Annotated in this window: 13 protein-coding genes and 1 tRNA gene; 4 read left to right on the forward strand and 10 right to left on the reverse strand. The window is 57.8% G+C overall.

The window, feature by feature from the left end; all coding sequences use genetic code 11:
- The first annotated feature begins 120 nt into the window (after positions 1–120).
- Complete coding sequence (locus tag AC07U5_RS09515) at positions 121–588, forward strand: DUF1203 domain-containing protein (protein ID WP_440598618.1); 468 nt, start codon at positions 121–123, stop codon at positions 586–588.
- Positions 589–748: 160 nt separating this feature from the next.
- Positions 749–2,740, forward strand: coding sequence for a bifunctional 2',3'-cyclic-nucleotide 2'-phosphodiesterase/3'-nucleotidase (locus AC07U5_RS09520; RefSeq protein ID WP_153311249.1), 1,992 nt, complete (start codon positions 749–751; stop codon positions 2,738–2,740).
- 81 nt (positions 2,741–2,821) lie between these two features.
- Here AC07U5_RS09520 and AC07U5_RS09525 read toward each other — a convergent pair whose 3' ends face one another.
- Positions 2,822–3,778: a LysR family transcriptional regulator gene (locus tag AC07U5_RS09525; protein ID WP_494722861.1), complete on the reverse strand. Its 957-nt coding sequence runs from the start codon at positions 3,776–3,778 to the stop codon at positions 2,822–2,824.
- Between the two features lie 135 nt (positions 3,779–3,913).
- On the opposite strand from AC07U5_RS09525, the gene AC07U5_RS09530 reads away from it, so the two are divergent.
- Positions 3,914–4,528: an FMN-dependent NADH-azoreductase gene (locus AC07U5_RS09530; RefSeq protein WP_062598199.1), complete on the forward strand. Its 615-nt coding sequence runs from the start codon at positions 3,914–3,916 to the stop codon at positions 4,526–4,528.
- Positions 4,529–4,591: 63 nt separating this feature from the next.
- Here the strand turns inward: AC07U5_RS09530 and AC07U5_RS09535 are convergent, their stop codons facing one another.
- Complete coding sequence (locus AC07U5_RS09535) at positions 4,592–4,900, reverse strand: HlyU family transcriptional regulator (protein ID WP_335322676.1); 309 nt, start codon at positions 4,898–4,900, stop codon at positions 4,592–4,594.
- Positions 4,901–4,967: 67 nt separating this feature from the next.
- Complete coding sequence (gene ilvA, locus AC07U5_RS09540; RefSeq protein ID WP_062425583.1) at positions 4,968–6,218, reverse strand: threonine ammonia-lyase; 1,251 nt, start codon at positions 6,216–6,218, stop codon at positions 4,968–4,970.
- Between the two features lie 114 nt (positions 6,219–6,332).
- On the opposite strand from ilvA, the gene AC07U5_RS09545 reads away from it, so the two are divergent.
- A complete protein-coding gene (locus tag AC07U5_RS09545; protein WP_162686476.1) occupies positions 6,333–7,793 on the forward strand; it encodes a TrkH family potassium uptake protein in 1,461 nt (486 codons plus the stop codon).
- 5 nt (positions 7,794–7,798) lie between these two features.
- On the opposite strand, the gene AC07U5_RS09550 is transcribed toward AC07U5_RS09545, so the two are convergent.
- The 7 genes from AC07U5_RS09550 to AC07U5_RS09580 form a co-directional block, all read right to left on the reverse strand.
- Positions 7,799–7,880 (reverse strand) — tRNA-Leu (locus AC07U5_RS09550).
- A 62-nt stretch (positions 7,881–7,942) separates the two neighbouring features.
- Positions 7,943–8,653 carry a nuclease gene (locus tag AC07U5_RS09555; protein ID WP_494722862.1) on the reverse strand — a complete coding sequence of 237 codons (711 nt, stop codon included), beginning with the start codon at positions 8,651–8,653 and terminating at the stop codon, positions 7,943–7,945.
- Positions 8,654–8,839: 186 nt separating this feature from the next.
- Positions 8,840–9,379, reverse strand: coding sequence for a MerR family transcriptional regulator (locus tag AC07U5_RS09560; protein WP_062425585.1), 540 nt, complete (start codon positions 9,377–9,379; stop codon positions 8,840–8,842).
- A 165-nt stretch (positions 9,380–9,544) separates the two neighbouring features.
- Positions 9,545–9,883: an integration host factor subunit alpha gene (locus AC07U5_RS09565; protein WP_062425586.1), complete on the reverse strand. Its 339-nt coding sequence runs from the start codon at positions 9,881–9,883 to the stop codon at positions 9,545–9,547.
- A gap of 248 nt (positions 9,884–10,131) precedes the next feature.
- On the reverse strand, positions 10,132–11,103 hold the full coding sequence (locus AC07U5_RS09570; protein WP_438370656.1) for a beta-ketoacyl-ACP synthase III: 972 nt from the start codon (positions 11,101–11,103) through the stop codon (positions 10,132–10,134).
- 3 nt (positions 11,104–11,106) lie between these two features.
- Positions 11,107–12,168, reverse strand: coding sequence for a phosphate acyltransferase PlsX (plsX, locus tag AC07U5_RS09575; protein ID WP_062425588.1), 1,062 nt, complete (start codon positions 12,166–12,168; stop codon positions 11,107–11,109).
- Between the two features lie 99 nt (positions 12,169–12,267).
- Positions 12,268–12,831, reverse strand: a complete 564-nt coding sequence (locus AC07U5_RS09580; RefSeq protein WP_062437873.1) for a YceD family protein — start codon at positions 12,829–12,831, stop codon at positions 12,268–12,270.
- Between the last annotated feature and the right edge of the window lie 4 nt (positions 12,832–12,835).

Genomic DNA, 12,835 nt, shown 5'->3' on the forward strand with positions numbered 1-12,835 from the left:
TAAACAGAACGGTCCACGCAATGGGTTGGTTTCGCTTACCGGCAAGAAACGGGTGGATAGAGATTTGTTTGGCAGCCATAGCGACAAAGAAGCAACTGAACGAGGTCGCAAGGAGCCACCATGACCGCCATCCTATTCACCGCAATACCCAAAGACCACGTCGATGCCATCAGGCTTGGAGAACGAGATTCGAACGGCCAAGTGCCTGAACGAATGATCGCCTCAGCAGATCTGCCCTGCCGCGCCTGCCTCGGTCTGATCAAGGGTGGAGACTCGGCCCTGCTAATCTCCTACCGGCCCTTTCGTCATCTGCAGCCTTACGCCGAGACCGGGCCGATTTTCATTCATGCGGAAGACTGCGGGTCTTATGATTCCGCACAGGTACCACCTCCAATGCTGAACAGTTCGGACTACATTGTCCGGGGCTACGATGCGGGTGACCGCATCGTCTACGGAACGGGTGCGGTCACACCCACGGCTAAGATCGTGGCGCGCGCGCAGGAGCTGCTTGAAAGGCCGGACGTCGCCTATGTGCATGTACGCTCGGCACGCAACAATTGCTTCCAGTGCCGCATCGACAGAGCATGAGCCAGGACGAGGCCGGTGTGGGATACATTAAATTTCGCTCATGCGACTGTCGGGATGGGTTGCGTCATACACGCGTCATTTTGCTGGTAGACTCCTCAGCAATTCGTTTTACCTTGTCGCGGTTGAGACAGGTCATCGTATTTTGAGATCAGGAGTTTCCATGTCTTCCCTTATCGGCCTTCACCCTATCACGCGCCGTTCGCTTCTCAGCGGCATTGCGGCTTCGTCCGCCTTCGTCATGCTGCATCCTTTTGCGGCGCGTGCTGCGGGCAACCAGGCGCATCTGCGCATCATGGAAACCACCGATATCCACGTCCACGTCTTCCCTTACGACTACTATGCCGACAAGCCGAACGACACGCTGGGTCTGGCAAGGACGGCATCGCTGATCGATGCCGTGCGTGCCGAAGCCGGCAACTCCATGCTGGTCGATAATGGCGACTTTCTTCAGGGCAACCCGCTTGGCGATTACATCGCCTATGAGCGCGGCATGAAAGCGGGCGACAAGCACCCGGTCATCAATGCCATGAACGTGCTCGGTTATGATTGCGGCACGCTCGGCAATCACGAGTTCAACTACGGCCTAGACTTCATGTTCAACACGCTGGGCGGGGCGAAATTCCCCTATGTCTGCGCCAATCTGACCAAGGGTCAACTGGCGTCCGATCCAAAGCAGGACGAACTCTACTTCAAGCCTTATGTGATCCTGGAAAAGCAGATCCGTGACGGGTCAGGCGCGACAAGCCCGATCAAGGTCGGCATCATCGGCTTTGTACCGCCGCAGATCATGATGTGGGATGCGAAGAACCTTGAAGGCAAGGCGCAGACGCGCGACATCGTCGATGCTGCAAAGGCCTGGGTGCCGGTGATGAAGGAACAGGGCGCCGATATCGTCATTGCCCTCTCCCACTCCGGTATCGAGGGCAAAGGCCAGAGCGAGCGCATGGAAAATGCGTCGCTTTATCTCGCGGGCGTTCAAGGCATCGACGCGGTCTTTACGGGTCACCAGCATCTGGTCTTCCCCGGCCCGAAGACATGGGACGGCATCGAGGGCGCCGATCCCGTAAAGGGCACGCTGATGGGCAAGCCCGCAGTCATGGCGGGCTTCTGGGGCTCGCATATGGGCCTCATCGATCTCCTGCTCGAAAAGGACGGCAAGAGCTGGAAGATCGTCGACTTCACCTCCGAGGCCCGCCCCATCTACCACCGCGATGACAACCGCAAGATCGTGGCCGATGTGAAGGACAAGCCCGAGGTGATCGAGGCGGTCAAGACCGATCACGAGGGAGCACTCGCCTATGTGCGCCGTCCCGTCGGCAAGAGCTCTGCGCCGCTCTATTCCTATTTCGCGCTGGTGGCGGACGATCCGTCCGTGCAGATCGTCTCCAATGCACAGACCTGGTACATCAAGGATATGCTGAAGGAAGGCCAGTACAAGGACCTTCCGGTACTTTCCGCAGCCGCGCCCTTCAAGTCGGGTGGTCGTGGCGGAGCGGACTACTATACGGATGTCCCTGCCGGTGACATTGCGATCAAGAATGTCGCCGACCTCTATCTCTATCCAAACACGGTGCAGGCTGTCCTCATCAACGGCGCGCAGGTCAAGGACTGGCTGGAAATGTCGGCTGGCATGTTCAATACCGTTAAGGCCGGCTCCAAGGACGCTCCCCTGCTGAGCAGCGACTTCCCGTCCTACAATTTCGACGTGATTGATGGTGTCACCTATCAGATCGACGTGTCGAAGCCCGCGAAGTTCGACAAGGATGGCAAGGCGGTCAATCCGGACAGCAGCCGCATCGTCAATCTGCAGTTCCAGGGCAAGCCGATTGACCCGGAACAGAAATTCGTTGTTGCCACGAATAATTACCGCGCCAGCGGTGGCGGCAAGTTCCCGGCGATCGGCAGCGACAAGATCATCTTCGTCGCCCCCGATACCAACCGCGATGTGATCGTGCGCTACATCATGAACCAGGGCACGATCAATCCATCGGCTGACGACAACTGGTCTTTCGCTAAGGTGGCGGATACGACAGCCATTTTCGAGACAGGCCCGAAGGGTCGTCAATATGCCAAGGATGTGAAGGGTGCCAAGATCGAGGACGCCGGCGATGGCGCCGAAGGCTTTGCCAAGTTCCGTCTGATGCTGGGCTAATCGTCGTGGCGGCGGCAGTTTTGTCGCCGCCACTTCTCGACGCTGTGGAGCTTCGATTTTCTGCTGAGCAAGGAGAAGCCTCTACTCGGCGGCGTCTTTCAAGGGCACGGGGCGGACGATGTTCAGGAAGCTCTTATTGTCCGGGCATTTCGACAGCCGCTTTTCAAAGCCATTGATCAGCCATTGGCTTGCCGGACCGGCAGGCATATCGGCCTTTCGCAGGGAATACAGCGGATATTCGCCGAGTTCGTAGGCGTCGAGGTCGAGCACCTTGAGACTGCCATTCATGATGTCTGTCCTGACCAGCGATGCGGGCAGCCCACCCCAACCAAGACCACCCTTTATCAGCTGGTATTTCGTCGCGATGTCGCTGACCCGCCACGTCTTGTAGGACAGGACATTGAAGTCGCGGCCGTTGGTCAGCCCCGACATGTCCATCACCACCATCTGCACCTCTTCACGGACATCGGCGAGTGTCACCGGGTGGTGCAATTTTGCCAGAGCGTGGTCACCGGCCGCGACGGGTACCATGAAGGAGTGGCCGATCTTTTCGAGGACCAGACTATCATCCTGCTGTGAGACCGCCCCGCCAATGCCGATCAGCGCTTTACGGCTTCTGACCATCTCCATGACCATGCCCAATTCACCGACATTGAGAGTGAGCGACACGGTCGGGAACTCCTCCCGAAATTCACGAAGAACCTCAACCACGGCCTCGGCTGGAACCATGGTGCTGAGAACGAGGGAGACCTCCGCCTCCAGGCCCTGCTTCAGCCCTTTGGCGCGTGATCGCATTTCCTGCAATCCGGCAACGATTCTGCGCGCATCCTCCAGCATGGCGCGGCCCTCGTCGGTCAGTTTCGACTGGCGGCCGCTGCGCTCGAAAAGGCTGACCTCAAGCTGCGCCTCGAGATTGGCAATGGTGTAGCTGACCACCGATTGCGCGCGGTTAAGCACCCGCGAAGCGGCTGAAAAGCTTCCGGTTTCGGCAACGGTCAAGAAGACCTGCAACTGGTCGAGCGTCGGGTTGGCGTCCATGTCCCATCCATTTTATCGATAGATAGATTTCAGATTATCACAGTTTTCTAGATGGCAAAACTGGCCGATAACCCAGTCAACCAAGCGGGGCTGCGCCTCGCACCATCCTCCTAAGACTGACCAAGAGGCACCAAAATGTCGAAGATTCTGCTCGTCACTTCCAGCCCGCGTGGCAATGAATCGCTCTCCAACAAGTTCGCATCCGACCTTGCCAACAAGATCAACGCACAGTCGAACGGCCAGATCACCCATCTCGATCTCGGCCAGAACCCGATCCCGCATCTCGATTCCGTCACCACCTCTGCCATTCGCAAGCCTGCCGAACAGCGCACGCCGGAAGAGGCCTCCGCTGCCGATTACTCCGACAAGCGCGTGGCTGAATTGATGGAAGCCGACACCGTCATCATCGGCACCGGCCTCATCAACTTCTCGATCTATTCGGGTCTGAAGTCCTGGATCGACAATATCGCGCGCGCCGGTATGACCTTCAAATACACCGAATCCGGCCCGATCGGCCTTGCGACCGGCAAGAAGGTCTACATCGTTCTATCCGCTGCCGGCGTGTATTCCGAAGGCCCTGCCGCTTCGCTTGAGCACGCCGTGCCCTACCTGAAGACGGTTCTCGGCTTCATGGGCATGACGGATGTCGAAGTCATCCGTATCGAAGGTCTGGCATTCGGTCCGGAAGCTGCCGAAAAGGCCATTGCTGCCGCCAATGCCAAGGTCGAAGAACTGGCGAAGGCCGCATAAAAAAAGCGGCCGGTTTAGCCGCTTCTTTTCGAAAGATACCAACGGTCGCGCTTGTCGCGGCCGTTATTTTTTGTCGGCAAACAGGTTCGGACCGTTCTGGTCAATGATCAGCCTGCCCTTACGCACCGTGCATTCCACCGCATCATCCATGCTGGTGAACACGTCGGCGCGAACGAATTCATGCACAAGCACCTCGTCTCCGACGGTCTTTTCGATGCGGCCTGCCAAGCGGTACTGCGCACCTTCCTTCATCGGCGTGGCGTAGATGGTGTATTCGCCATGCTGATGCGGTTCGGACGTCTCCGCCTTGTTTGGCGCATCCGACTGGCCGGAGCTGAAGCCGGAAAAGAGTTTCGAGAAGAACGAGGCCATGCTTTACCCTTCCTGTTGTCTTTGCGCCGGAGCGCTTGTAGCGCGCCCGGCGTACTGATGCATTCGATCAGATAATGAGGTTCGCGAGGATTTCGTTCTCGGTTATATCCTCATAGCCAAGCCCTGCCGCCTCGAAACGCTCGAACAGAGTGGTAAAATTGTCGCGAGATGTGGTTTCGATGCCGATGAGGATCGAGCCGAAGTTGCGGGCCGATTTCTTCAGATACTCGAAGCGGGCAACGTCATCATCCGGACCGAGCATATTAAGGAAGTCGCGAAGCGCGCCTGGACGCTGCGGAAGACGCAAGATGAAGTACTTCTTCACCCCGGTGAAGCGCATGGCGCGTTCTTTGACATCCGGGAGACGCTCGAAGTCGAAATTGCCGCCGGAGACGACACAGATCACCCGCTTGCCCTCCAGCCGCTCGCGACCGAGCTTTTCCAATGCAGCGATCGACAGTGCGCCCGCCGGCTCAAGCACCACGCCTTCGAGATTGAGCATGTCGATGATGGTGACGCAGATGGCGTTTTCCGGGATCAGTTCGACCTGTTCGGATGGGAAATCTTTGAGCGCCTGGAAGTTGAGGTCGCCAATGCGGGCAACAGCTGCCCCATCGACGAAGTTGTCGACCTTGTTCAGCGTGACGGCTTCGCCTGCTTCGATGCTCTTCTTCAGGCTTGGCGCCCCTTCCGGTTCGCAGAAGACGAAGTTGTTTCGCGCGACCGTACCGGCAAAATATCCGGTGAGACCGGCAGCTAGTCCGCCACCGCCGACCGGCATGACCACCAGATCGGGTTTTGCGCCATCGGGAAGCTGGTCCATCACTTCAGCGGCAACGGTCGCCTGACCTTCAATGATATCCTGATGGTCGAAGGGCGGCACCATGTAGCCGTCATTCTCTTCGACATAGGCACGTGCTGCTGCATAGCATTGGTCGAAAATATCGCCGATCAGCTTGATGGTGATGAATTCGGCACCGAAAATGCGGGTCTTGTCGATCTTCTGCTGCGGTGTGGTGACCGGCATGAAGACCACACCCTTCACGCCGAAATGACGGCAGGCAAAAGCAAAACCCTGGGCATGATTGCCGGCTGACGCACAGACAAAGATCTTCTCCTTGCCGGCACCGGCAACGGCCTTGCGCAGGAAATTGAACGCGCCTCTAATCTTGTAGGAACGAACGGGCGTGAGGTCTTCACGCTTCAGCCAAATCTCGGCTCCGTACCGACGGCTGAGATGTTCATTCAACTGCAACGGCGTCTCGGGAAAGATTTCCCGAACTTCTCGCCGTGCGGCTTCTACAAGCAGTTTGTCCACGATTTTCAATCCATTGAAATTCCAGATGGCACCCGCTATGCCATAGGAACAAGCCCGACACAAAGACTCTTTGCGCCACTTCGGTACGCGTTACTCGATCAAGGTTTGATTTTTTTGAACGCCAATCTCCTGCGCGCCGTCGTCTATATTACGTCGATCTTCGGCCTCTACATGGCAACCTCCATGGTCGTGCCGGCCATGACGGACCTTTACTACGGAAATAACGACTGGATCGTTTTTGCCGCTTCCGGCTTCATGTGCGGCGGGCTTGCTCTTGCCTGTGCGCTTGCCACACGTGGACCGATGCCAACCTTCAACAAGCGCTTCGGCTTCCTGCTTGTGAATGTCTTATGGCTGGTCTTCTCGCTCGTCGGTGCCGTGCCGCTCTATCTTTCCGAACTCAACCTTTCCTTTGCGCAAGCCCTGTTCGAATCCATCTCCGCGATCACCACCACAGGCTCAACGGTCATCTCCGGTCTCGACAAGGCACCACAGGGAATTTTGATCTGGCGCTCGCTTCTCTGCTGGCTCGGCGGCATCGGTATCGTGGCGCTCGGTCTCTTCATCCTGCCACTGCTGCGCGTGGGCGGCATGACCTTCTTTCGGATGGAATCCTCAGACACGGCCAGCGACAGGCCTTTCGCACGACTGGCGAGCTTCACACGCGCCTTTGTCGCCATTTATGTGGTGATGACGATTGCCTGTACCATCGCCTTCGATTTTGCCGGCATGACCCATTTCGATGCAGTCAATCACGCCATGTCGGCGGTGGCGACGGGCGGCTTCTCCACCCATGACGCGTCCTTCGGCTATTTCGGGGATAATGTCGCGCTGCTGTGGATCGCGACGTTCTTCCTGATCCTCGGCAGCCTGCCCTTTTCGGTCATGATCCTGCTCGCCGTGCGCGGCAGGATGGATATTCTCTATGACCCGCAAATCCGCGTGTTCATCGGCTATCTCTGCGCGATTTCGCTGGCAGTCGGCATCTATCATCATATCCATAGTGGCGTGTCGCTTCACATTGCGCTCAGCCATTCCTTCTTCAACATGACGTCAATCCTGTCGACCGGCGGTTTTGCCAGCGACGACTATACGCTCTGGGGTCCGTTTGTCGTGGTCGTCGCCTTCTTCGCCACCTTCATGGGCGGCTGCTCCGGCTCGACGGCTGGCGGCATCAAAGCCTATCGCTTCGTCATCGTCTATAATGTGGTGAAGACCGGTCTGCGGAAGCTGATTTATCCGGATGCCGTCTATCCGGTGCGTTATGGCGTGCAGGTCGTCGACGCCGAAACCATTCGTAACGTCTTCCTGTTTCTCAGCTGTTTCATCGCACTGTGGATCGCCGGCAGCCTGGCGATGAGCGCGATGGGTTACGACTTCCTGACCGCGACATCGGGTGTGGCCACATCGCTTGCCAATGTCGGCCCAGGGGTCGGTCCGATCATCGGCCCGGCCGGCAACTTCTCCACCATCAGCGATCCCGCACTGTACCTGCTGTCGCTGATGATGCTGCTCGGCCGCCTGGAAATCCTGACCGTGCTCGTGTTGCTGATGCCGCTGTTCTGGAGAAGCTGAAGATTTGGTACGGGCGGCGGGACTCGAACCCGCACGCTTTCGCTCCGGATTTTAAGTCCGGTATGTCTACCATTCCATCACGCCCGCTTGCATTTCCATCTACACAGCGTCACCGCATCCGGTCAACTGCATGTCTATGGGGAATTGAATTAACCGCACCATGATGGGCTTGGGGAACCAGCGCGACGTGCAAGCCCTTCGCGAATCAGCTGGTCGGCAAAGGACATGCCTAACCTGGACACTGCTTTTACTTCGGCACCCGGCCCGCCAGCCGCCACCTGGAAGCTGCCGGAATTGAGCATATCGCGCAGGCGCACCTTGGCGGTAAAGCCGCGGGCACGCTCTTCCATGCAGCGGGCCTGATCTGTCTGCGGCACCTCGATGCCGGCAAGCTTCATCTTCACGCCCTTCATCCAGAAGGTGCTGCCATCCATGACGCAGTTGTTGAGGCCGGAACGGCCGCAAAAAGCGAATGTACCGGGCTTTGCGCCAAGCGAAACATTCTCCACCTGCGGCTTTGGCGATGGCAATGTTGCGGGCGGCAATTGACCGGCACCTGCCGACGAACCCACCATCGCGATCGAGCGTGGTGGAACGGGTGCGCCAGATGATGGCAGGGCGACGGTTTGCGTCGGCTTCTGCACGGACTGAGGCTTGGTAGAAGCAGTTTCGCGGGTTGCGGGTGCGCTGCCCTTGGACGTCGAGGCAACGACGTTCTTCATCTTCGGCAACAGGGTGTCGCGATGCTCATAGGCCTGAATCCCGCCGACGGCCACGCCAAACAGGATCAACCAGGACCAGACGCTTCCACCCTTGGACTTGGATGAGGCGCGGCGGCTTGAAGGTTTTCTCTTGCTCACAGAACAACTCCTTTTCAGGCGGGCATTATCCGCTGAAGGAGTTTCCGAAAGGTTGGCATTTGAGATAAATTCGATCTGCGTTGGAGAGCCGCGGCGTTATCCACAACTCTCTCACAAGCCAAAACTGAGACGTCTGTGGCAGCGGTTGTCAAGGAGAACGTCGCTCGCCATGCGTCCCCTCGCCGTTCAACGCACCTGATCGAGCAGGCGCTTGCACTCCAGAAGGTCGAAGAGCGCCTCCTGCAGCAGGGCGCGATCATCCTTGCTGATGCTGGATTTGCCGATGGAAATTTCCGGCGTGTCGTCGGATGACCCACCGCCGAAGCCGAAGAAGCGGCCGCTGGGCCTCGCCTTGGGACGCCCGACGACTTCGTCTTCGTCCGGCTGCACGACGCGCGGCTCCGCGGTCTGCTTCTCTCCGCTGGCAGCCATGATGGCTTCCATGGTCGCCATGTCGCCAGACGCGATGGCCGCAACGAAGCGGTTGCCATTGGTCTTGAGAAGTTTCTGCACGCCCTTGATCGTGTATCCATGATCGTAAAGCAGATGCCGGATGCCTTTCAGAAGATCGACATCGTCAGGGCGATAGTAGCGTCGTCCGCCGCCGCGCTTCATCGGCTTGATCTGGGGAAAGCGGGTTTCCCAGAAACGCAGCACGTGCTGCGGCAGATCGAGATCGTCCGCAACTTCACTGATCGTTCTAAAGGCGTCTGGACTCTTATCCACGCTTAACTCCCACCCGACGAAATGACAGGTTTGCAAAACACACGACAAGGTATGATGCGAATCGTCTTTATTTCAACGGCTTGACGGTTGAAATTCAAGTATGTTCACAGGAAGAAAAGCAGTGAGGTATCAGAATGGACTTGGATAGCGTCGAAAGAAGCCTCTTTATGAGCCGGGCTTCTGGGTCTTCTGCTTCGCCTTGCGCGATGCGTGGGCCTTGAGGATACGCTGTTTCAGAACGTTGGAGGCCTTGAAGGTCATGACGCGACGCGGCGAAATCGGCACTTCTTCGCCGGTCTTGGGATTGCGACCGATACGCTCGTTCTTTTCACGGATCTGGAAGGTTGCGAAGGAGGAGAGCTTCACCACCTCGCCCCGGGTGATGGCATTACAGATCTCGTCAATGACGGTTTCGACCAGCTCGGCGGATTCAGTCCGGGACAACCCCACCTTGCGAAACACAGACTCGGCCAAATCCGCACGTGTCACAGTTTTACCGGCCATTTTTCCCCGCGCTTATCTCTGTTGTGTTCTGGAAACCGCCTGAGACTATTGCCGTTGACGGCAGCGGTCAAGGAATGTTTCCAGAATCGTTTAGGGATTTACGGCAATGATGGCAAGGGTTTACGTTAAAGCGCCGTGCGTCCTACTGGACGCACAAAGGACGCTTTACCTTTTTGAATCCACACATCGTGCTTTTCCGAAAATCGATTTCGACTTTCGGGCCGATGCGGTCGATCGTCACCGAAACGTTACCAGCGCAGAAGCACCGAGCCCCAGGTAAAGCCGCCGCCCATCGCTTCCAGCATAACGAGGTCGCCCTGCTTGATGCGCCCGTCGGCAGCAGCGGTTGCGAGCGCCAGCGGAATGGAGGCCGCAGAGGTGTTCCCGTGCAGATCGACGGTGACGACCACCTTCTCCAGCGGGATGCCAAGCTTCTTCGCCGAGCCATCGATGATGCGGCGATTGGCCTGGTGTGGAACGAGCCAATCCAGATCCTCTGCCGTGGTGCCGGTCGCCTCAAAGGCTGCCTCGATCACGTCCGTGATCATGCCGACGGCATGCTTAAAGACTTCGCGGCCTTCCATGCGCAGATGACCGACAGTGCCAGTCGTCGATGGTCCGCCATCGACATAGAGCTTTTCCTTGTGTGCGCCATCCGAACGCAGATGAGAGGTCAGCACGCCCCGGTCGGAGGTCTTGCCTTCGCCCTCACCTGCTTCCAGGATGACGGCACCGGCGCCATCGCCGAAAAGAACGCAGGTGGTGCGATCCTTCCAGTCGAGAATGCGCGAGAAGGTTTCGGCACCGATGACCAGCACGCGCTTTGCCATGCCGCCACGAATATAGAGATCGGCCGTCGCCATCGCATAGACGAAGCCGGAGCAAACGGCCTGAACGTCAAACGCAAAGCCGCCAGTGATGCCAAGGCGGTTCTGGATGTTCACCGCGGTTGCCGGAAACGTGTTGTCGGGTGTGGATGTGGCAACAATGATGAGATCGATGTCTTCGGGCTTCAGCCCGCCATTTTCCAATGCCGCACGGGCTGCAGCCTCGCCGAGCGACGCCGATGTCTCACCCTCGCCTGCAATGTAGCGCTGCTTGATGCCGGTGCGCTGAACGATCCATTCGTCCGAGGTCTCGACGATACCTTCGATTTCCTGGTTCGTCACAACCCGCTTCGGCAGCGCCGCTCCGAAGCCACGTACAATAGAGCGGATCATTGGTTATTCCTCATCAACCACGAGAGCTTCAGGCGCCGGAGGCGGAAGTCTTCTTGCGTGGTATGCTTTCAAATCATTTTCGATCTTGGCGGTCAGGCCATTATGCACCATGTCGTAGCCGACATCGATGGCGGAGGCGAAACCGAGCGCATCCGTGCCGCCGTGGCTCTTGATGACGATGCCATTCAGCCCCAGGAACACGCCGCCATTGACCTTGCGCGGGTCCATCTTCTCACGCAGCACATCGAATGCGCTCTTGGCCAGAAGATAGCCGATCTTCGCGATGAAGCTGCGGGAAATCGCTTCGCGCAGCAAAGTCGTGATCTGGCGTGCGGTGCCTTCTGCGGCCTTCAGTGCAATATTGCCTGTGAACCCTTCAGTGACGACGACATCGACCGTACCCTTGCCGATATCGTCGCCTTCGACGAAACCGCGGTAGTCGATGGTGGCGAGATCGGCTTCACGAATGAGGCGACCGGCTTCGCGGACCTCTTCCTGCCCCTTGACCTCTTCGACACCGACATTGAGAAGGCCGACCGTCGGGCGATCGACATCGAACAGCGCACGCGCCATGGCACCGCCCATCAGGGCAAAATCCAGAAGCTGCTGGGAGTCCGCACCAATGGTCGCGCCGATATCGAGAACGATGCTCTCGCCGCGTAGCGTGGGCCAGATTCCGGCTATTGCGGGACGTTCGATCCGCGCCATGGTGCGCAAACAGAATTTCGCCATGGCCATCAGCGCACCGGTGTTGCCGGCAGAAACGGCGACATCCGCCTCGCCCACCTTGACCGCTTCAATGGCGCGCCACATGCTGGAGACGTAACGACCGCGACGCAGCGCCTGGCTCGGCTTTTCATCCATGGCAACCGAGACTTCGCAGTCGAAGAACTCGGACTTCTCCATCAGACGAGGATATTGCGCCAGAATAGGATCGCACTTGCTCTTCTGCCCGTAGAGCAGGAATGTCACGTCGTTGTGCCGCTCGAGTGCCTTTGCAGCACCGGGTATGACAACATCAGGGCCGTGGTCCCCACCCATGACGTCAATTGCTATTCTGATCACTCGTCCCTGATCCTTCTGACCGCCGCGCGGTAATTTTCGGGCGAAAATACCGTTTCCGCCCAGCCTTACAACTGAATTGTTCGCTTCTTACGAAGGCATTCAGTCTTTTTTCCAATCTTTCAACACCGCGAAGGGCGAAGGTTTTTTGTCTTCCATCGGCGTCTTCTCGCCGTATCCGTCGAAATCAATACCGTCTTTTCGCGGATAGGGATCAATCGCCAGAGCGGCAAATTCTGCAACCACCACGCCGACATCGATCGTGTCACCGACAAACTGATCGGGAATATCCGGACCGTCCGGATCGAGCACGATCTCACCGTCTTCATTCGTCGTCATGCGCGCGAGCTTCGAACCTTCCGGCACGAAAATCTGCTCGACCTTTTCGTCGATCACGCTCGGAACGGGCTCAAGCGTTACCACACAAGCCTGCGTGATACCGGCCTGCACCTGACCCTTGATCCTGATCCCGTCCCTTTTCCAACGGGTGACCTGCAATTCGCTTTTGAGATAGTCCACCGACAGGACATCCCAGAATTTTGCCAGCGCCTTCAGCTCTTCCGGGCTTGCCTCGAGACCAATCCTGACCGGATTGGCAGAAATATGACCTACCTTGACGGGATAGGAAAACGGCGCGTCATCATTGGCCGCATGGGGCGATTTCATTGAA

The organism is Agrobacterium sp. GW821-FHT02D03 (assembly GCF_059421725.1).